The sequence below is a fragment of the Rhodococcus cerastii genome, assembly GCF_033042195.1.
GTDB lineage: Bacteria > Actinomycetota > Actinomycetes > Mycobacteriales > Mycobacteriaceae > Rhodococcoides.
Window position 1 is genome coordinate 192,807 of sequence record NZ_JAWLKF010000005.1, and the last position, 19,613, is coordinate 212,419.

Below are 19,613 nucleotides of genomic sequence, written 5' to 3' on the forward strand. Positions count from 1 at the left end.
CGCCGAGGATTCCCGGCCTCTAGGCGCAGGGTGCCTGCCCCATGGCGAGAATCTGGCAGGTACTGGCATCGGAGAGCTTCCAGTCGCCGTCGATCAGCACCCAGGTCTGCGGGGACGGTGCTGCCGTTCCCCGCGGAGTGGCGATCGCGACGTCGGCGGTGGACGTCTGGCCCTCGACCGTCGGTTCGGCAACCTCGAATGTGATGGCGCCGTAATTCGCCAGAGCCGCGGTCATCGTTTCGAGGTTGGTCAGGCGTGCCTGCCCGTTCTCGACCGAAGCCGCCTTCGTCGCCGCGTCGACATCCGGTGCCACCAGTTGCAGCAGAGATGCTTCGAGTTCAGCCGCGGTAGGTGCTGCGACGGTGGGTGCATCGGTTGCGGGATCGCTGATTTCGGCGGCCGCCGTCGAATTGTGATCGGTGTGATCGGAATCGTCGGCCGAACTGCAGCCGGCCACCGAAATCATCGCTGCCGCGAGCGCGACACCTGCCGAGAAAATGCGCATCTTCACTGGTGAAGCCCCTGATTCCATGGTCGGTCCGCTGCTTGGTCAGGTGAGGCTAACATGAACTCGACCGACGCTCGGGTGCGGTCGAGACACACTGCTTCTCCATCCCGATCGTGGTGTCGGTCCGCACATTCGGGCCGGTGCCGGTAGCGTTGATAGATCGTCACTGGGAGGAGTCGCTCATGAGCTCAACAGACAATCCGGATGTGGCCGCGGCCAGAGCCGAACTGGACGCCGTGCGAGCCGAAGCTGCTTCACTGCGCCGTCAGCTGGGGGAGTCCCCCGAACAGGTACGCGAACTCGAAGGACGCGTCGATTCTCTGTCGCTGCGCAACGCGAAGTTGATGGACACCCTGAAAGAGGCCAGGCAACAGCTCATCGCACTTCGCGAGGAAGTGGACCGCCTCGGCCAACCGCCGAGCGGCTACGGCGTTCTGCTGAGCGTCTTCGACGACGGCACGGTGGATGTGTTCACCTCCGGACGCAAGATGAGGCTGACGTGTTCACCCAACATCGAGGCGGACTCACTGGCACCGGGGCAGACGGTGCGCCTGAACGAAGCGCTGACCATCGTCGAGGCCTGCACCTTCGACCAGGTCGGCGAAATCAGCACTCTGCGTGAGCTTCTGGGCGACGGATCCCGAGCACTCGTCGTCGGTCACGCCGACGAGGAACGAGTGGTGTGGCTGGCCAAGCCGTTGATCGACATGGTCAACGACGAGGGCCCCATCGACCCGGACGAACCGTCCCGCAAACTCCGTCCCGGCGACTCCCTGCTCGTCGACACCAAGGCCGGCTACGCCTTCGAGCGTGTCCCCAAGGCCGAGGTCGAGGACCTGGTCCTCGAAGAGGTGCCCGACGTCGGATACGAGGACATCGGTGGCCTCGGTCGGCAGATCGAGCAGATTCGCGACGCCGTCGAACTCCCGTTCCTGCACAAGGATCTGTTTCGCGAGTACTCCTTGCGTCCGCCCAAGGGTGTGCTGCTCTACGGCCCTCCCGGCTGCGGAAAGACGTTGATCGCCAAGGCGGTTGCCAACTCGTTGGCCAAGAAGATCGCCGAGGCCCGCGGCCAGGACGCCAAGGAAGCGAAGTCGTTCTTCCTCAACATCAAGGGCCCCGAGCTGCTCAACAAGTTCGTCGGCGAGACCGAGCGTCACATCCGCATGATCTTCCAGCGTGCACGGGAGAAGGCGTCCGAGGGCACCCCGGTCATCGTGTTCTTCGACGAGATGGACTCGATCTTCCGCACCCGTGGTTCGGGCGTCTCGTCCGACGTCGAGACGACGGTGGTCCCGCAGCTGCTCGCCGAGATCGACGGCGTGGAGGGCTTGGAGAACGTCATCGTGATCGGTGCCTCCAACCGTGAGGACATGATCGACCCCGCGATCCTGCGGCCCGGTCGCCTGGACGTGAAGATCAAGATCGAGCGGCCCGACGCCGAATCGGCACAGGACATCTTCTCCAAGTACCTCACCGACTCGCTGCCGGTCAACGCCGACGATGTCGCAGAGTTCGGCGGAGACCGCGCTGCCTGCATCCGAGGGATGATTGACCGCGTCGTCGAGCGCATGTACGCCGAAAGCGACGACAACCGCTTCCTCGAGGTGACGTATGCCAACGGAGACAAGGAAGTTCTGTACTTCAAGGACTTCAATTCCGGTGCCATGATCCAGAACATCGTCGACCGCGCCAAGAAGTACGCCATCAAGTCGGTACTCGAGACCGGCAACGGCGGGCTGCGAATTCAACACCTCTTCGACTCCATCGTCGACGAATTCGCCGAGAACGAGGACCTACCGAACACCACGAATCCGGACGACTGGGCTCGAATCTCCGGCAAGAAGGGCGAGCGGATCGTCTACATCCGCACGCTGGTCACCGGCAAGAACGCCAGCGCGAGCCGGGCGATCGACACCGAGGCCAACACCGGCCAGTACCTGTAGCTTCGTCGAACACCACTTTCGGGGCGCGTCCGCACAGGGCGCGCCCCGAAAGCGCTCTGCGGCCGACGTCTAGGCTCGACATATGCAGCGCATCATCGGTATCGAGGTCGAGTACGGCATATCTTCGCCCACCGAACCCACCGCCAACCCGATCCTGACATCGACCCAGGCAGTGCTCGCCTACGCGGCAGCCGCCGGGGTACCCCGGGCCAAGCGCACACGCTGGGACTACGAGGTCGAGTCGCCGCTGCGTGATGCCCGCGGATTCGACCTCGGGCGCTTCAGCGGCCCGGCACCGGTGATCGACGCCGACGAGATCGGCGCGGCCAACATGATTCTCACCAACGGTGCCCGCCTGTACGTCGACCACGCGCACCCCGAGTACTCCGCCCCGGAGGTACGCGATCCGTTGGACGCAGTGATCTGGGACAAGGCCGGCGAGCGCGTCATGGAGGCCGCCGCTCGCCACGCCTCGAGTGTGCCCGGTGCCCCGCGCCTGCAGCTCTACAAGAACAACGTCGACGGTAAGGGCGCGTCGTACGGCACCCACGAGAACTACCTGATGTCGCGCGAGACGCCGTTCTCGGCGGTCATCGCCGGTCTGTCTCCGTTCTTCGCCTCCAGGCAGGTCATCACCGGATCGGGACGCGTCGGAATCGGCCAGTCCGGTGACGAAGCGGGCTTCCAACTCTCGCAGCGGGCGGATTACATCGAGGTGGAGGTGGGCCTCGAGACCACCCTGAAGCGCGGCATCATCAACACGCGCGACGAACCACACGCGGACGCGGACAAGTACCGCCGCCTGCATTGCATCATCGGCGACGCCAATCTCGCCGAGATGTCGACCTACCTCAAGGTCGGCACCACCGCGCTCGTGCTCGATCTCATCGAAGCAGGGGTCGATCTGTCCGATCTGCAGCTGGCCAGGCCGGTGACCGCAGTCCATCAGATCAGCCACGATCCGACGCTGCGTAAGGCCGTCGCGCTCGCCGACGGCCGCGAGCTGACCGGGCTTGCGCTGCAGCGGATCTACCACCAGCGTGCTGCGAAGTTCGTGGCCGCCGAGGGCAGCGACGACGCGCGCGCTCTGGATGTGCTCGACAAGTGGGCGATGGTCCTCGACCTTCTCGAACGCGATCCGATGGAGTGCGCCCATCTGTTGGACTGGCCCGCGAAATTGCGCCTGCTCGAAGGGTTCCGCCAGCGGGAGGGGCTCGGGTGGTCGGCTCCTCGGCTGCATCTGGTGGACCTGCAGTATTCCGATGTTCGCCTGGACAAAGGCCTGTACAACCGGCTGGTTGCTCGTGGGTCGATGGATCGACTGGTCACCGAGCAGCAGGTGCTCGATGCCGTCGGCACGCCGCCGGATGATACGAGGGCGTACTTCCGCGGTGAGTGCCTGCGCAAGTTCGGTGCCGACATCGCCGCCGCGAGCTGGGACTCGGTCATCTTCGATCTCGGCGGCGACTCCCTTGTCCGCATCCCGACCCTCGAGCCGCTTCGAGGCACGAAATCGCACGTCGGTGCGCTGCTCGAGTCGGTCGACAGTGCCGCCGAACTCGTCGATCAGCTCACCAACTGACGCGCCCGAAGACCGGTACCGACTATTCGCGGTGTCTTGCCGACCGACGGAGTCGGTCTGTCGGTAGGGTAAAGGTCCGTGCACTTTCGGCGGAACGTTCGGTTGCACTTGCACATCCACGACGGTGCACCTCGGATCGACCGGTGAGAGTGCAGTAGATCTGTTTTCTCGATATACGGAGGAGGTCGGCGACTATGGCACAGGAGCAGACACGGCGCTCTGGCGGCGGCGACGACGATGAGGTTCCAGGCGACACCGGAGCCGGTGGTCAGGAACGACGCGAGAAGCTGGCCGAGGAGACCGACGACCTTCTCGACGAGATCGACGACGTGCTCGAGGAAAACGCCGAGGACTTCGTGCGCGCCTACGTTCAGAAGGGCGGCCAGTGACGGTGGATCGTTCGGACCCACGGTCGGCCGGCGACGGAACGGCGATTCCGTTCGGGTCGAGCAGCTCGTCGTTCTCCGATTATCTTCGTCAGCACGCCCCTCATCTGTTGCCCGAGAGCGGTATCGCAGCGGACCTGGCGTCCCACACCGCGAACGGCGGGTCGGACAAGTCCGGTATCGCCCCGCACGGGACGACGATCGTCGCGCTGACCTACGCGGGCGGCGTTCTGATCGCGGGTGACCGGCGAGCCACGCAGGGCAATCTGATCGCCAATCGCGACATGCAGAAGGTCTACGTCACCGACGATTACTCCGCAGCGGGTATCGCCGGAACTGCCGGCATAGCGATCGAACTGGTGCGGCTCTTCGCCGTCGAACTCGAGCACTACGAGAAGATCGAGGGCGTGCCGCTCACGTTCAACGGCAAGGCCAACAAGCTGTCGTCGATGGTCCGAAGCAATCTCGGTGCCGCGATGCAAGGGCTCGCCGCGGTCCCGCTGTTGGTCGGATTCGACATCGACATCTCGGATCCGGATCGTGCCGGAAGAATTGTGTCCTACGACGTGGTCGGCGGGCGATACGAGGAGCGTTCGGGCTACCACGCGGTGGGATCGGGATCGCTGTTCGCCAAGTCCGCGCTCAAGAAGCTCTATCGCCCCGGAATGACCGAGGAGGAGGCGATTCGCGCAGCGGTGGAATCGCTGTATGACGCCGCCGACGACGACTCGGCCACCGGTGGTCCTGACGTCACCCGCGGGATCTACCCGACGGCTGTCGCCATCACCAGCGTCGGTGCGGACGATGTTGCGCACGACAGGATTTCGGCCGCGGCTCGGTCCGTCCTCGCGGAGCGGACCGAGAGCGCCGCACATTCCGGCGGTGCCGAGCATCACACCCGGGCCGGTCAGCAAGTGAGCGAAGGGGGTAGCGCACCATGACGATGCCGTACTACGCATCTGCCGAACAGATCATGCGCGATCGTTCGGAGTTGGCGCGCAAGGGAATCGGCCGCGGCCGCAGCGTCATCGTGCTGACGTACGCGGACGGGGTGCTCTTCGTGGCCGAGAACCGTTCGACCGCGTTGCACAAGGTGAGCGAACTGTACGACCGGATCGGTTTCGCGGCCGTGGGCAAGTACAACGAGTTCGAGAACCTGCGCAAGGCCGGAATTCAGCACGCCGACATCAAGGGATACACCTACGATCGGCGTGACGTGACCGGCCGTTCGCTCGCCAAGACGTACGCCCAAGCACTCGGCACGATCTTCACCGAGCAGCTCAAGCCGTACGAGGTCGAGATCTGTGTCGCGGAGGTCTCGCATCAGGACGAGCCGATCGCGACCCAGCTCTACCGCATCACCTACGACGGATCCATCGTCGACGAGCAGGATTTCGTCGTCATGGGCGGAACGACCGAGCCGATCGTGGCTGCGCTCAAGGACACGTACCGGTCCGGACTCGACCTGGCCGACGCGGTCCGTGTCGCCGTCGACGCACTCACGGCAGGTCCGGCGACGCCGCCTGCGGCGGGAGGTGAGCCGGAGAAAAAGGTTCTCGAAGTATCGGCGCTCGAGGTTGCGGTGCTGGACCAGGGTCGGCCGAGGCGAGCATTCCGACGCATAGCCGGAGCTGCGCTCGAGGACATGTTGCCGACGCCGTCTGCGGCGGCCGAGGCAGTGACCGATACCGAAGCGGCACCGCCCTCCTGATCGGTGGCCCCGATTTTCCCACGGTCTCGCGCTCTATCGCTCCCGATAGAGCGCGAGACCGTTCTCGTCACTGGTGAACTCGAACCACGTTCCGTCGCCCACCACTTCGCCGTCGGCCGCCAGCGCAACCGGGGCGCCCTCCACCTCGACGGTCAGTTTCTTCACCGCTCGACGGACGTAGGCGGGTGACGAGCCGAGGGTGCCGGTCAACGTTGCCCACAGCAGTCTGGTTCTCGATGCCTTCGGCTCCGACGGTAGAAACCTGACATCGAGGGTTCCGGTGTGAATGCTGCTGCGAGACATGGGAACTTGATCTGCCGGTACGTAGTTGCCGTTGCCCACGAACAGCATCCAGACCGAATGCCTGGTGCCGTCGAGCCCGATGTTCAGTGGTTCCGCAGCCGCCAGCACCCTCGTCATCGCAATGGCGGCGGCCGGCCATTTGCCGATTCGGCGCTGCAACTTCTGACGCAGCCGCACCGAGTCGGGGTAGCCACCGAAGGTAGCGGTGTTGACGAACGACACGCTACGGCCGTCGACGGACACCTCGGCGATGTCGACCAGTTCTGCGGTGCCTGCTTCCACGGCGGCAGCAGTGTCCTCCACGACGGTCAGACCGGTGTCGCGAGCGAAGTGGTTGAGGGTGCCGCCCGGAAATGCTGCGAGCGGCAACCCGTTGCGTACCGCCGACGCGGCGACGCTGACCACAGTTCCGTCGCCGCCGCAGACACCGAGCGCACGCGGAGAGGTGCTCCGAATTCGCTGCTCGAGTTGCTCGTTGAAGTCCCGGTCGGGATCGGGGACGAACAGATCTGCGTCGGGAAGTGCTCGGCGGATCGAGTCGGGCACGGCTTCCGAGTCGTCACCCGAACCCGGATTGACGAGCACCAGCAGCCCCCGGCCGCCCGGCAGCGGCTCGACGTCGACCGGCGAGCCCAGATCGGCGGGCTTGCCCGACCGTACGGCCCACCAGCGACGGGTGGACAACGCGATGGCCGAGCCGAGAGCGGCACCGGCGATGACGTCTGTCGGCCAGTGCACCCCGACGTGGACCCGCGAGTAACACACCGCAGCCGCAACGGGCGCCAGCAGCACACCCGCTACCGGGGATTCGATTGCCACCGCCGTGACGAACGCAGCCGCCGACGCCGAATGACCGGAGGGGAACGACGACGACACCGGTGGAGCCAGCACCTGACGCAGGACGGGAACCGACTCGGAATCCGGACGAGTTCGCGGAAACAACGGTTTGAGCAGGCCGTTCGCGACCGAGCTCGCACCTGCCAGAGCGACGAGACCCCGAACGCCCCCGCGTCGGGCCGGGCCACCTGCAGCCACGAGAAGCGCAGCCGCACCGAGCCACAGACGACCGTGATCGGCGGCGTTGCTCAGCGCGCGCAGGCCGCCGTCCGCCCGGCTCTGCCGCAGAGCGGCACTTCGTGCCACCAAGGACAGATCCCACGCGTGAACGGCCGTCGAGATCGAGGTGCGCGTGGAAGTCATGACGCCCAGCCTAAGCACGTGCGACGACATCCTCACCGACAGACGACATCGGGGCGCTCCGACACATCGTTTCGAGGGTTGCGTTGTAGTGTCGAAGTGTGCAGCGACGAATTATGGGCATCGAGACAGAGTTCGGTGTCACATGTACTTTCCACGGACATCGACGCCTGAGTCCGGACGAAGTGGCTCGCTATCTGTTCCGCCGAGTCGTCTCGTGGGGTCGCAGCTCGAATGTGTTCCTTCGCAACGGTGCCCGCCTGTACCTCGATGTGGGCTCGCACCCCGAGTACGCCACCGCCGAGTGCGACAGTCTGCTGCAGTTGGTCACCCACGACCGCGCCGGCGAACGGGTACTGGAAGACCTGCTGATCGATGCCGAGCAGCGCCTGGCAGAGGAGGGCATCGGCGGCGATATCTACCTGTTCAAGAACAACACCGACTCGGCCGGCAACTCGTACGGCTGCCACGAGAACTTCCTGGTCCAGCGAGCGGGGGAGTTCTCCCGGATCTCGGACGTTCTGCTGCCCTTCCTGGTCACGCGTCAGTTGATCTGCGGCGCAGGCAAGGTACTCCAGACGCCGAAGGCTGCGACGTTCTGCCTGTCGCAGCGCGCCGAGCACATCTGGGAGGGCGTCTCCTCGGCCACCACTCGTTCGCGGCCGATCATCAACACTCGCGACGAGCCGCACGCCGACGCCGAGAAGTACCGCCGGCTGCACGTCATCGTGGGCGACTCCAACATGGCCGAGACCTCGACGATGCTCAAGGTCGGAACGGCGGCCCTCGTTCTCGAGATGATCGAAGCGGGAGTGTCCTTCCGAGACTTCGCACTGGACAATCCGATTCGCGCCATTCGGGAGGTCAGCCACGATCTCACCGGACGCCGTCCCGTTCGACTCGCCGGCGGACGACAGGCCAGCGCCCTCGACATTCAGCGTGAGTACTACGCGCGAGCCGTCGAGCATCTCAAGACACGCGAGCCGAACACTCAGGTGGAGCAGGTCGTCGATCTGTGGGGACGCACGCTCGACGCCATCGAGACACAGGATTTCGCGAAGGTCGACACCGAGATCGACTGGGTCATCAAGCGCAAGCTGTTCCAGCGTTACCAGGACCGGTACTCGATGGAGCTGTCCGATCCCAAGATCGCACAGTTGGACCTGGCGTACCACGACATCAAGCGTGGCCGGGGGGTCTTCGACCTGTTGCAGCGCAAGGGTCTTGCGAAGAGAGTCACCGAGGACGAACAGATCGACGAGGCCGTCGATCTACCGCCTCAGACCACCCGAGCCAAGCTGCGCGGAGAATTCATCACGGCCGCCCAGGAGGCAGGTCGCGACTTCACGGTCGACTGGGTGCACCTCAAGCTCAACGATCAGGCTCAGCGAACCGTGCTCTGCAAGGACCCGTTCCGCTCGGTCGACGAGCGGGTCGAGCGGTTGATCGCGTCGATGTAGCCAGGTGGACCTCCGGTAGCTCGGGTCGCTACCGCTCGGTCCTCCGATGAGCAACTAGGCTCGACTGTCGTGGCCACCACCAAAGTCGAACGCCTGATGAACCTGGTCATCTGTCTGTTGTCGACACGTCAGTTCCTGACCGCGGAGTGGATCCGCGAGAGCGTTGCCGGGTACGACGACTCCACCAGCCACGAGGCGTTCAGCCGGATGTTCGAGCGGGACAAGAACGAACTGCGTGACCTCGGAGTCCCGTTGGAGACCGGCACTGCCACCAGGTTCGGGGGCGTCGAGGGCTATCGCATCAACCGCGACGCGTACGAACTGCCCGACATCGACCTCACCAGCGCGGAATCGGCCGCCGTCGCGGTCGCCGTCAAACTGTGGGAATCACCGGAGCTCACCTCCGCGGCGCAGAGCGCGCTGCTCAAACTTCGAGCGGCGGGAATCCAGGTCGACCAGAGCGAGTCCGCTGCGGCGGTGACCGCGGTTCCCGCACGCACCCGGGGCTCGGAACCTGCGCTGGGTGCCTTGCTGGCCGCGATCGACGACGGTAGATCGGTACGTTTCCAACACCGACCCTCGCTGACCGAGCCGTTCACCACCAGAACCGTCCAGCCGTGGGGTGTCGTGACGTTTCGCGGCCGCTGGTATCTGGTGGGACACGACGTGGATCGCAACGACACCCGCACGTTCCGCCTCTCCCGAATCGGCGACGACGTCAAACCGTTCGGCACCGCGCAGAGCGTGCGCAAGCCCGACGGCATCGACCTGCAGGACATCGTCCGCCGAGTGGCGGGCACGTCCTCGGTGGCGGGCACGGCCCGGGTATGGCTGCACGACGGCAAGGCGCTGGAACTACGCAGGATGGGAACGGTGGTGGGTGTGCAGAGTCTCGGTGCCCGCAGCGGCACCGTCGTGGAGGTTCCCGTGCGGTCCTGGGACTGGATCTCGCGGTTGATAGCAGGTCACGGCGCGGATGCGGTGGTACTCGAACCCGCCGAACTGCGCGCCGATGTGATCTCGACACTGCGGACAGCGGCCGATGTGGAGAACGAGCGATGAGCGCGCGACTGTCGGTTCGGCTGGCCAGGTTGCTCAACATGGTGCCGTTCTTCATGGCCAATCCCGGGTTGAGCGCCGAGGAGGCCGCCCAGGAGCTGGGGGTGTCGACGGCGACGCTGATGGCCGATCTCAATCAGCTCTGGATGTGCGGTCTGCCCGGCTACGGCCCGGGTGATCTCATCGATCTGTCGTTCTCCGAGGAGAGCATCGACGTGACGTTCTCGGCCGGCATCGATCGACCGCTGCGCCTGACGTCGACCGAGGCGACGGCCCTGTTGGTTGCGCTTCGATCTCTGACGTCGATGCCAGGGATGGTCGACCCGTCCGCTGCTCAGCGCGCCATCGCGAAGATCGAGACCGCGGCAGGATCGGCGGCGGCCAACGTGCCACTCTCGTCCGATCACGACGGCACGGATACGGAGGAGGGGCCGGTCCCTGCCACCGTCCGATCCGCATTGCGGCACCGGCACGCTCTGGAACTGACCTATTACTCCGCGTCGCGGGACGTCCTGACCGAGCGGACCGTGGACCCGATCAGGACGGTGGTCGTCGACGACAACAGCTATGTCCAGGCGTGGTGCCGAAGCGCCGAGGGTGTTCGGCTGTTCCGGTTCGACCGCATCGACTCGGCCACCGAACTCGACGAACCGGCCGCGCCGCCGGAATCGGTGCAGGACGAGGACGCCTTCGAGATCTTCAACGACGATCCCTCGCTGTCGCAGGCGCGGCTGAAGGTCTCACCTGCATTCACCTGGATCCTGGACTACTACCCGATGACACAGGTCGCGGCGGATGCGGACGGGTCGATCGTGGTCACGATGCGATTCGCCACGCTGCAGTGGATGACACGGTTGACGTTGGGCTTCGGCGGCGGAGTCACGGTACTGGCACCTGAATCCTTGGTGAACTCCGTCCGCGACCGAGCACGTTCGGCCCTGGACGCGTACGCAGAGTTCGACGCGACCAGCGCGGACGGTCCCGTCGCCACATGAACACCGGGCAAACCCGGACCCGCCGCTGCCGAAGTCGGCACCCGTGGTCGGGTACGCTCGATTCATCTGATCTGTAGGAGGTTCACATGGGATTCACCAGTCCCTGGCACTGGGCCATCGTTGCGGTGGTCGTCATCATTCTGTTCGGTTCCAAGAAGCTGCCCGAGGCTGCTCGCGGACTCGGCCGGTCGTTGCGCATCTTCAAGAGCGAGGTGAAGGAGATGCAGAACGACGGCAAGTCCGACACCGACACCGCTCCCGCTCAGCAGCCCGTCGCTCCCGCTCAGCTGCCCTCGCCCGCCCCGGTCGCGCAGCCGAACACCGAGACCCAGCACGACGCGAAGTCTGCCTGAGCGCACGGCCGCTCAGCACACCTTCGGTGCCAGTTCGGCACCGAAGGTTCACTGCTGTCGGTGACGGCTTCTCGCTGTCGTCCGACCGACGAAGGCTGACCGTAGAACACCATGCGCATTCCGTTCGATCCGCGGCGAAGCAAGCGCCGAATCAATCCCGACGGCACCATGTCGTTGGTCGATCATCTGTACGAGCTGCGAACCCGGCTCCTGTGGTCGCTGGTAGCAGTCGCAGTGACGACTGCCTTCGGGTTCTTCTGGTACTCGCACACCATCTTCGGCGTCGAAAGCCTCGGCGACCTCCTACGCGGTCCCTACTGCACACTCGACCCGAGTCTGCGCGCGAATCTGAGCAACGACGATCAGTGTCGTCTGCTCGCCACCGGACCGTTCGACCAGTTCCTTTTGCGATTCAAGGTCGCGTTCACCGCCGGTGTCGTACTGGCCTGCCCCATCTGGCTGTACCAGATCTGGGCTTTCATCACCCCGGGTCTGTACGCCAACGAACGACGACATGCGGTCTCGTTCGTCTCCGGAGCGGCTGCGCTGTTCGTCGCCGGAGCCGTCCTGGCCTACTTCGTGGTCGCCAAAGGCCTGCACTTCCTGCTCTCCATCGGCGACAACGTGCAGATCACCGCGCTGAGCGGTGATCAGTACTTCGGATTCCTGATCAACCTCCTCATCATCTTCGGCGTCAGCTTCGAGATTCCGTTGCTGGTCGTTGCCTTGAATTTCGTCGGCGTACTCACCTACGAGCGACTCAAGGCGTGGCGTCGAGGTCTCATCTTCGGATTGTTCGTCTTCGCGGCCATCGCAACTCCTGGCCAGGACCCGTTCTCCATGCTGGCCTTGGCCTTGGCGTTGACGGTGCTCTTCGAGATGGCAGTGCAGATTGCGCGAATTCACGACAAGCGTAAGTTGCGCAAGAGAAGAGACGAATGGGGTGATGTGTCAGATGACGAAGCAACGCGCATCGACGGCGCAAGTTCGATCGAATCACCGGATGCTGTCGCTCCGACACCGCCGTCCAGCGGTCTCGGTACCGCGACCCGAGTACAGGCGCAGTACGACGACACGATCTGACATCGACCGGCCCGTAGGGTCGAAAGCATGACCGAGACGGTTCTCGATACGGGGACGAGCCCCCGACCCACCCAGCTGCAACGATTCTCCGCCGAGCTCGGCTTTCCCCTCGACCGGTTCCAGGTGGATGCCTGCACAGCGCTGGAGAACGGTCACGGGGTACTGGTCTGTGCCCCCACCGGTGCGGGCAAGACGGTCATCGGCGAGTTCGCGGTGCACCTTGCGCTCGCCGCGGGACGTAAGTGCTTCTACACCACCCCGATCAAGGCGCTGAGCAACCAGAAGTTCGCGGAGCTGACCGCACGGTACGGGCGCGACACGGTCGGGCTGCTGACCGGAGATTCGTCGATCAACCCAGACGCGCCCATCGTCATCATGACGACCGAAGTGCTGCGCAACATGCTGTACGCATCCTCGGATGCATTGCGAGGACTCTCGCACGTCGTCATGGACGAGGTGCACTATCTCGCCGACCGTTTCCGCGGGGCGGTGTGGGAAGAAGTCATCCTGCACCTGTCCGACGACGTTCGACTGGTCAGCCTGTCGGCAACGGTGAGCAACGCCGAGGAGTTCGGTGCCTGGATGAGCACGGTTCGCGGTGACACCGCGGTCGTGGTGGACGAGAACCGTCCGGTGCCCCTTTCGCAGCACATCATGGTCGGTCGCCGACTGTTCGATCTGTTCGACACGCGAGCCCAGTCGGCCGACGGCAGTCAGAAGATCGTCGTCGACCGTGAACTCGTCCGACACGTCAAACAACGCCAGTCCCTCGACTCGATGGACCGCTGGCACGCGCCGCACAGCAGGGGCCGCGGCGGACGTTCGGGTGGCGGAGGTCGCGGTGGCGGTCAGGGCAGCGGCGCGAACAACAGACCACTGGCCAGACCCGATGTGATCGCCAAACTCGACGAAGAGGGTCTGCTCCCGGCCATCACATTCATCTTCAGCCGTGCCGGCTGCGACGGCGCGCTGACCCAGTGCATGCGTTCGCGGCTGGTGTTGACCACGCCCGAGCAGGCCGAGGAGATCCGGTACATCGTCGAGAAACACACCTCGGAGCTGCCGCGCGAGGACCTCGAAGTCCTGGGCTTCTGGGAGTGGCGCGACGCACTGGAACGGGGATTCGCCGCCCACCACGCCGGGATGTTGCCGGTCTTCCGGCACACCGTCGAGGAGTTGTTCGTCAAGGGTCTCGTCCGAGCGGTGTTCGCCACGGAGACCTTGGCTCTCGGGATCAACATGCCGGCCCGAACCGTCGTGCTCGAGAAGTTGGTCAAGTTCAACGGTGAGACACACGCCGAATTGACGCCGGGGGAGTACACCCAGCTGACCGGCCGAGCCGGACGCCGCGGCATCGACGTCGAAGGGCATGCCGTCGTGCTGTGGCAGCCCGGCACGGAGCCGACCGAGGTCGCGGGGCTGGCGTCGACGCGTACGTTCCCGCTGCGCAGTTCGTTCGCGCCGGCATACAACATGTCGATCAACCTCATCGAACAGTTCGGTGCGGCCGATTCGCGTCTGCTGCTCGAGCGGTCGTTCGCGCAGTTCCAGGCGGACCGCTCCGTCGTCGGGATGGTTCGCGGTATCGAGAAGAACATGCAGACGTTGGAGGCACTCGGTGCACGCCTCGGTGGCCCCGAGGGCGAGTACTTCGAGTATGCGAAGCTCCGCGAACGACTGAAGGATCGGGAGAAGACCCTCGAACGCCAGAGCAGGTCCGATCGGCGGGACAAGGCCGTCGATTCGCTGCGTGCTCTGCGCCGCGGCGACGTGATCTCGGTGCCGACCGGTCGCCGCAGCGGCCTTGCCGTGGTTCTCGAGCCCGATGACGACCGGGCCGATCCGCGTCCGCTGGTGCTGACCGAGGACAAGTGGGCCGGCCGGCTTTCGGCAGCGGACTTCCCATCGCCCGCAACGTCTCTGGGAACGATGCGACTGCCGCGATTCGTCGACCACCGCACCGCGAAGACCCGACGCGATCTCGCGGCCGCCCTGGTCACCCGCGGAATATCGCAGCCGTCGGACCGTATCCGACGCAAGTCGACGGCAGCGGACGACAAGGAGCTCGCCACCCTTCGGCGAGCAATCCGCTCGCATCCGGTGCACGCTCGTCCCGACCGCGACGAGCTCGGTCGCACCGGCGAACGCTACAACCGGTTGGCGCGAGAGACCGAAACGATGCGCCAGAAGGTGTCGGCCACGACGAACTCACTGGCCCGAACGTTCGACCGCATCCTGGCTTTGCTCGCCGACCGCGGTTACGTGACGGCAGGCAAGGATCCGAAGGTCACCGAGGACGGTGCCAGGCTGAGCCGAATCTATTCCGAGTCCGATCTGCTGGTCGCCGAATGCTTGCGCGGCGGCCTGTGGCAGGGGCTTTCTCCGGCAGAGTTGGCGGCGGTGGTCTCGGCGGTGGTCTACGAGTCCAGATCGGAGGGTGACATCACCCCGCACGGACCGACGGGTCCGATTCGGCACGCGCTGACCGAGACCGTCCGGGTGTGGCACGAGCTGCGGTCCGACGAGGTGCGACACAAGCTGCCGCCGACGAGAGAACCCGACATGGGCTTCGTGAAGGCGATCTACAAGTGGGCGTCGAACCATTCGTTGGTCGATGCGCTCGTCACCGCGGGTGACAACGGCAAAGCACTCTCGGGTGGAGACTTCGTGCGCTGGTGTCGGCAGGTGATCGACCTGTTGGACCAGGTTCGGCTCGCGGCCCCGGAGCCGGAACTGTCGCGAACTGCGGCGCGCGCGATCGCGGCCTTGCGCCGCGGCGTGGTCGCCGTAGATGCCGCATGACAGCGCCGAATCGGACTGCCGGGTCGGTACAGCGGAGAGTCGTACGGGCGGGTTACTGTACCCCCGACGAATCCGAATTTTCAGTGGAGGCGAGATGAGCGGCCCATACGGTCCGACCGATCCGGACAACAGCTGGTCGCGCACGCCCGATCAGCAGGACGGTGCCGCGAACGACACACCGGACACGCAGCCTGCTCCCTCCGCCGAGTCACAGACTCCGACGCCGTCGGCGTGGGGTCAGTACGGACAGCCGCAGGCCACGCCGTACGGCGAACCCGGACAGAGCTACGGGCAGAGCCCGCAACAACCCGGCGGCCAATACCCGCAGGGCCAGTACCCGCACGGGCAATATCCTCAGGGTCAGTACCCACAGGGCCAGTCCCCCCAGGCCCAGTACCCCCAAGGTCAGTACCCACCTGCCGGCTATCCGCAGGGGCAGTACCCTTCGGCCCCGAATGCACAGGGCGGCTACCCCCAGGGACAGAACCCCACCGCGCACTACCCCGCCGGTCAGCAGTACGGCGCGCCTGCATCGGGCGATTCGGCGTACCAGAATCCTTACGCACCACAGCAATTCGGTGGTGGGCAATACGGGCCGGGTCCGTACGGCCAGCAACCACAGCAGGCATGGAGTCCCAACCAGCAGTATCCCAACCAGCAGTATCCGAACCAGCAGTATCCGAATCAGCAGGGGCCGAATCAGCAGGGGCCAGGGCAGGCCGGGGCTCGATCGAAGAAGCCCCTGATCATCGCGGGTGCCGTGGTAGCAGTCCTCGCCGTGATCGCTGTGGTGTCGTTCTTCGCTTTCGGTCGAACGACCACCCTCGATACCGCGGCGGCCGAGGAAGGTGTTCGCACGGTCGTCACCGAGTCCTACGGTGCGTCCGACGTCTCCGGTGTGTCCTGTCCTCAGGACATCGAGGTCGTGGCCCAGACCAGTGTCGAGTGCACCCTGACCGTGGACGGTGCGTTCAAGACCGTGACTCTGACCTTCCTCGACGACGACGCCAACTACGAAGTCTCCCTGCCCGAGTAGACCCGCTGAGGTCACGCGATCAGGTCGTCGACGCCGTGGCCGCCATCGCAGCGACGAGGCGGGCCACGGCGTTCTCGATGCCGAGAGTCTCGGCGAGCGAGTTCAGGGCAGAGACATCGGCGGGCTCGGCGGGAATCTCGTCCGACTTCGACAGGACGACATCGGCGTCGGTGACGACTCGGACAACCGGCAGCGCCGCGTCCAGGTAGTCGCTCGCATTGGCCAGCTTCGCCCGGAGGCCTTTGGCCATGTCCGACGACGGGTCGAGTGCCGCAGCGCGCAACGCTTCAACGGATTCGTACTGCATCATCAGCGTCGACGCTGTCTTCTCCCCGATGCCCTTCACTCCGGGCAGACCGTCCGAGGCATCGCCGCGCAGCAAGGCGAGTTCCGCATACGCCGCACCCGCACGATGGAGCGGCACCCCGTAACGCTCGGAAACCACTGCGGGATCGAACAGTTCGGCTTTCGCCAGGCCGCGTCCCACGTACAGAACGCGCACCTCGTTCGGCTCGTCGGCGGCAACTTGAAGCAGGTCTCTGTCTCCGCTGACCACGACCACCGGGTCCTGACGCTCGCGCGCGGCCAAGGTTCCCAGTACGTCGTCGGCTTCGAGACCGTCTGCGCCTGCGGTCGCGATCCCCAGTGCGGCGAGCACATCCATGATCATGTCCACCTGTGGTGTCAGTGTCTCCGGCACCTCTTCGCTCTCGGCGACCTCCGGCGCCGCCTCGGCAACACGATGCGCCTTGTAGGACGGCACGAGATCGACGCGGAACTGTGGCCGCCAGTCGAGATCGAGGCACACTGCCAGTCGGCCGGGTTCGGTGCGCGTGATCAACGCCGAGATCATGTCGAGGAAGCCGCGGACGGCATTGACGGGTCGACCGTCGGGGGCCGTAATCGACTCGGGCAGTGCGTAGTAGGCCCTGAACCACAGGCTCGCGCCGTCGAGGAGCAACAGTGGCGACTTTCCGGGGGCGGTCATGGGGCTCATCTTGCCGTACGGCACTAGCCTGGAGGCATGAGTGTCGATTCTTCGGTCAGTTCCTCACGTTTCTCCAGCGATGTCTACGCGTCCAGGCTCGCCCGCGCGGCTCGCCTGACGTCGGATGCAGGCCTGGATGCCCTGCTGATCACCCCGGGGCCGGATCTGCAGTACCTGATCGGGGCGAAGGCCAGCTCGTTCGAGCGGCTCATCGCGCTGGTCGTTCCGGCGGACGGCAGCACCCCCACGGTCGTCGTTCCGCGGCTCGAGCTCGCCGCACTGGGCGACTCCGCAGCGCAGGAACTGTCTCTGACTCTCGTCGACTGGGTCGACGGTGTGGATCCGTACGCACTGGTGGCAGCAGCGGTTCCCGGCGGAACGAGAACAGCCGTTGCCGACGCCATGCCCGCCCTGCATTTCGTGCCGCTGGCGGGTGTCTTCGGCACGATCCCGGTTCTGGCCACCGACGTGCTTCGCGAACTCCGAATGGTCAAGGATGCGGCCGAGATCGACGCGTTGCGGCGAGCCGGGTATGCCATCGATCGCGTGCACGCCCGGATGGGCGAATGGCTTCGGGTGGGCCGAACGGAAGCGCAGATCGCCGCGGACATCGCTGCCGCGATCGTCGAAGAAGGCCACACTGCACCGGAATTCATCATCGTCGGTTCCGGGCCCCACGGTGCCGATCCACACCACGAGGTATCCGATCGAGTCGTCGAGGCAGGAGACATCGTGGTGATCGACATCGGCGGACCCGTCGCACCGGGATACAACTCCGACTCGACCCGCACCTACAGTCTCGGCGAACCGTCGGCGGAGATCGCCGAGCAGTACGCGGTACTCGAGCGGGCGCAGCAGGCGGCTGTCGACGCGGTGGTGCCCGGTGTCACGGCGCAGTCCATCGATGCGGCGGCTCGCGACGTCCTGGTCGACGCCGGTCTCGGCGAGGCGTTCCTGCACCGCACCGGTCACGGGATCGGCCTGTCGGTGCACGAGGAGCCGTACATCGTTGCGGGCAACGACATCACGCTGACCGAAGGGATGGCGTTCAGCATCGAGCCGGGAATCTATTTCCGCGGGCAGTGGGGTGCACGCATCGAGGACATCGTCGTGGTCACCGCTGACGGGTGCGAATCGGTCAACCTCAGGCCTCACGCTCTGGCCGTCCTGCCGGTGTGACGCGTCCGGGCGACGACGAGTTCGTCTCGGTCGTCAGGTCCAATCCGGCCGTCGCCGAAATACTGGGGCGCGCGCCGCAACTCGGGCTTCCCGGGTGGTATCTGACGGCAGGTGGCCTCTTCCAGACGGTCTGGAACCACCTGGACGGCCGGGACCTTTGTACCGGCATCCGGGACTACGACTTCTTCTACTTCGACGACTCCGATCTGTCCTACGACGCGGAGAACGAGGTCATCGAGCGCGCGGCCACGGTGTTCGACGACCTCGGGGTGGACGTCGAAGTGCGCAACGAGGCGCGCGTACACCTGTGGTACGAACAGCATTTCGGCACTCCGATCGCGCCGTACCGAAGCACCGAGGATGCGATCGATCATTTCGTGTCCACCACGTGCTGCTTCGGCATCACCACCGACCAGGGCGGAACCGATGTCGTGTACGCACCGCACGGATTCGACGATCTCTTCGGGGGAATCGTGCGGCCGAACCCGCGGCTGCCGATGCGACACGTGTACGAGGCCAAGGCTGCCCGGTGGACGACGGAGTGGCCGAACCTGACGGTTCTGCCGTGGCCGACGGAGCCGACGACGCGCTAGCGGTTCAGCAGAGAACGGCTACCCAAAACACGCTGCACCTGTATCTCGATGACGACTCGGGTCGGGTTCTCTCTGGGTACGCGGTAGCGCTGCGCATAGCGGTTCTCCGCATCGACGACCGATTCACGGTCGTCTCGGACCGACGCGGGCCCTTCCAACGTCAGCCAGCGGGCACCGTCGATCTGAGTGACAGCGGCGTAGGCACCGCGACCGGCGTTGATCGCCTTCTGCGACACATCGTTGGTGATGACCCGAGCACACCGGGCCTCGGCGTCGTAGGTGAAGCCGACGGCGACGACGTGCGGGGTTCCGTCGGGTCGCAGTGTCGTCAGAGTGGCCAGGTGTCGCTCGGCAAGGAACTCGAATGCGTCGTCGGCGAGGGCAGTCGCGTCTGCGGGGATGGCGGCCATGCCCCGACTGTAGTGAATGCGA

At 65.3% G+C, this 19,613-nt stretch carries 18 protein-coding genes; 14 read left to right on the plus strand and 4 right to left on the minus strand.

Annotated features, from left to right (window positions below):
* Positions 1–19: 19 nt before the first annotated feature.
* The gene (locus tag R3P93_RS12660; RefSeq protein ID WP_068050782.1) at positions 20–505 is read right to left on the minus strand and encodes a hypothetical protein; all 486 of its coding nucleotides are present in this window, start codon (positions 503–505) and stop codon (positions 20–22) included.
* A gap of 185 nt (positions 506–690) precedes the next feature.
* Between R3P93_RS12660 and arc the strand changes: the two genes are divergently transcribed.
* The 5 genes from arc (at position 691) to prcA (ending at position 6,133) form a co-directional block, all read left to right on the plus strand.
* Entirely contained in the window at positions 691–2,454 is a 1,764-nt protein-coding gene (gene arc, locus R3P93_RS12665) for a proteasome ATPase (protein ID WP_068050781.1), read from the plus strand.
* Between the two features lie 82 nt (positions 2,455–2,536).
* On the plus strand, positions 2,537–4,036 hold the full coding sequence (dop, locus tag R3P93_RS12670; protein ID WP_068050780.1) for a depupylase/deamidase Dop: 1,500 nt from the start codon (positions 2,537–2,539) through the stop codon (positions 4,034–4,036).
* Between the two features lie 194 nt (positions 4,037–4,230).
* Positions 4,231–4,425, plus strand: a complete 195-nt coding sequence (locus tag R3P93_RS12675) for a ubiquitin-like protein Pup (protein WP_008716348.1) — start codon at positions 4,231–4,233, stop codon at positions 4,423–4,425.
* A complete protein-coding gene (prcB, locus tag R3P93_RS12680; protein ID WP_068050779.1) occupies positions 4,422–5,363 on the plus strand; it encodes a proteasome subunit beta in 942 nt (313 codons plus the stop codon). Before R3P93_RS12675 ends, prcB begins: the two co-directional genes overlap by 4 nt.
* Positions 5,360–6,133 carry a proteasome subunit alpha gene (prcA, locus tag R3P93_RS12685; RefSeq protein ID WP_068050778.1) on the plus strand — a complete coding sequence of 258 codons (774 nt, stop codon included), beginning with the start codon at positions 5,360–5,362 and terminating at the stop codon, positions 6,131–6,133. The genes prcB and prcA overlap by 4 nt, the downstream gene beginning before the upstream one ends.
* A gap of 33 nt (positions 6,134–6,166) precedes the next feature.
* Here prcA and R3P93_RS12690 read toward each other — a convergent pair whose 3' ends face one another.
* On the minus strand, positions 6,167–7,636 hold the full coding sequence (locus tag R3P93_RS12690) for a bifunctional phosphatase PAP2/diacylglycerol kinase family protein (protein ID WP_317533132.1): 1,470 nt from the start codon (positions 7,634–7,636) through the stop codon (positions 6,167–6,169).
* Positions 7,637–7,734: 98 nt separating this feature from the next.
* On the opposite strand from R3P93_RS12690, the gene pafA reads away from it, so the two are divergent.
* From pafA to R3P93_RS12725, 7 genes are all read left to right on the plus strand, one after another.
* The gene (pafA, locus tag R3P93_RS12695) at positions 7,735–9,093 is read left to right on the plus strand and encodes a Pup--protein ligase (protein ID WP_170944814.1); all 1,359 of its coding nucleotides are present in this window, start codon (positions 7,735–7,737) and stop codon (positions 9,091–9,093) included.
* 69 nt (positions 9,094–9,162) lie between these two features.
* Positions 9,163–10,155, plus strand: a complete 993-nt coding sequence (locus tag R3P93_RS12700; protein ID WP_068050775.1) for a helix-turn-helix transcriptional regulator — start codon at positions 9,163–9,165, stop codon at positions 10,153–10,155.
* The gene (locus R3P93_RS12705) at positions 10,152–11,147 is read left to right on the plus strand and encodes a helix-turn-helix transcriptional regulator (protein WP_094670184.1); all 996 of its coding nucleotides are present in this window, start codon (positions 10,152–10,154) and stop codon (positions 11,145–11,147) included. The genes R3P93_RS12700 and R3P93_RS12705 overlap by 4 nt, the downstream gene beginning before the upstream one ends.
* Positions 11,148–11,233: 86 nt before the next feature.
* A complete protein-coding gene (gene tatA / locus R3P93_RS12710) occupies positions 11,234–11,500 on the plus strand; it encodes a Sec-independent protein translocase subunit TatA (protein ID WP_068050773.1) in 267 nt (88 codons plus the stop codon).
* A 111-nt stretch (positions 11,501–11,611) separates the two neighbouring features.
* A complete protein-coding gene (gene tatC, locus R3P93_RS12715; RefSeq protein ID WP_068050772.1) occupies positions 11,612–12,583 on the plus strand; it encodes a twin-arginine translocase subunit TatC in 972 nt (323 codons plus the stop codon).
* Positions 12,584–12,610: 27 nt separating this feature from the next.
* Positions 12,611–15,385, plus strand: a complete 2,775-nt coding sequence (locus tag R3P93_RS12720) for a DEAD/DEAH box helicase (RefSeq protein ID WP_094641811.1) — start codon at positions 12,611–12,613, stop codon at positions 15,383–15,385.
* Positions 15,386–15,479: 94 nt separating this feature from the next.
* Positions 15,480–16,421 (plus strand): DUF4333 domain-containing protein, encoded by a 942-nt coding sequence (locus R3P93_RS12725; protein WP_317533133.1) that lies wholly within the window; start codon positions 15,480–15,482, stop codon positions 16,419–16,421.
* 19 nt (positions 16,422–16,440) lie between these two features.
* Here the strand turns inward: R3P93_RS12725 and R3P93_RS12730 are convergent, their stop codons facing one another.
* Positions 16,441–17,418 carry a 5'-3' exonuclease gene (locus R3P93_RS12730; RefSeq protein ID WP_317533134.1) on the minus strand — a complete coding sequence of 326 codons (978 nt, stop codon included), beginning with the start codon at positions 17,416–17,418 and terminating at the stop codon, positions 16,441–16,443.
* A gap of 27 nt (positions 17,419–17,445) precedes the next feature.
* On the opposite strand from R3P93_RS12730, the gene R3P93_RS12735 reads away from it, so the two are divergent.
* Together R3P93_RS12735 and R3P93_RS12740 are read left to right on the plus strand one after the other, a co-directional pair.
* Positions 17,446–18,588 carry a M24 family metallopeptidase gene (locus R3P93_RS12735; RefSeq protein ID WP_317533135.1) on the plus strand — a complete coding sequence of 381 codons (1,143 nt, stop codon included), beginning with the start codon at positions 17,446–17,448 and terminating at the stop codon, positions 18,586–18,588.
* Positions 18,585–19,181, plus strand: coding sequence for a nucleotidyltransferase family protein (locus tag R3P93_RS12740; RefSeq protein WP_317533136.1), 597 nt, complete (start codon positions 18,585–18,587; stop codon positions 19,179–19,181). The genes R3P93_RS12735 and R3P93_RS12740 overlap by 4 nt, the downstream gene beginning before the upstream one ends.
* On the opposite strand, the gene R3P93_RS12745 is transcribed toward R3P93_RS12740, so the two are convergent.
* Entirely contained in the window at positions 19,178–19,591 is a 414-nt protein-coding gene (locus tag R3P93_RS12745) for a TIGR03618 family F420-dependent PPOX class oxidoreductase (RefSeq protein ID WP_317533137.1), read from the minus strand. The two genes, R3P93_RS12740 and R3P93_RS12745, sit on opposite strands and share 4 nt — an antisense overlap.
* Positions 19,592–19,613 lie beyond the last annotated feature (22 nt).

Excerpts from the sequence above, each read along its gene's own strand:
- R3P93_RS12660 (WP_068050782.1), bottom strand. The coding sequence starts at position 505 with ATGCGCATTTTCTCGGCAGGTGTCGCGCTCGCGGCAGCGATGATTTCG.
- arc (WP_068050781.1), top strand. The coding sequence starts at position 691 with ATGAGCTCAACAGACAATCCGGATGTGGCCGCGGCCAGAGCCGAACTG.
- dop (WP_068050780.1), top strand. The coding sequence starts at position 2,537 with ATGCAGCGCATCATCGGTATCGAGGTCGAGTACGGCATATCTTCGCCC.
- R3P93_RS12675 (WP_008716348.1), top strand. The coding sequence starts at position 4,231 with ATGGCACAGGAGCAGACACGGCGCTCTGGCGGCGGCGACGACGATGAG.
- prcA (WP_068050778.1), top strand. The coding sequence starts at position 5,360 with ATGACGATGCCGTACTACGCATCTGCCGAACAGATCATGCGCGATCGT.
- R3P93_RS12690 (WP_317533132.1), bottom strand. The coding sequence starts at position 7,636 with ATGACTTCCACGCGCACCTCGATCTCGACGGCCGTTCACGCGTGGGAT.
- R3P93_RS12705 (WP_094670184.1), top strand. The coding sequence starts at position 10,152 with ATGAGCGCGCGACTGTCGGTTCGGCTGGCCAGGTTGCTCAACATGGTG.
- tatA (WP_068050773.1), top strand. The coding sequence starts at position 11,234 with ATGGGATTCACCAGTCCCTGGCACTGGGCCATCGTTGCGGTGGTCGTC.
- tatC (WP_068050772.1), top strand. The coding sequence starts at position 11,612 with ATGCGCATTCCGTTCGATCCGCGGCGAAGCAAGCGCCGAATCAATCCC.
- R3P93_RS12720 (WP_094641811.1), top strand. The coding sequence starts at position 12,611 with ATGACCGAGACGGTTCTCGATACGGGGACGAGCCCCCGACCCACCCAG.
- R3P93_RS12725 (WP_317533133.1), top strand. The coding sequence starts at position 15,480 with ATGAGCGGCCCATACGGTCCGACCGATCCGGACAACAGCTGGTCGCGC.
- R3P93_RS12730 (WP_317533134.1), bottom strand. The coding sequence starts at position 17,418 with ATGAGCCCCATGACCGCCCCCGGAAAGTCGCCACTGTTGCTCCTCGAC.
- R3P93_RS12735 (WP_317533135.1), top strand. The coding sequence starts at position 17,446 with ATGAGTGTCGATTCTTCGGTCAGTTCCTCACGTTTCTCCAGCGATGTC.
- R3P93_RS12745 (WP_317533137.1), bottom strand. The coding sequence starts at position 19,591 with ATGGCCGCCATCCCCGCAGACGCGACTGCCCTCGCCGACGACGCATTC.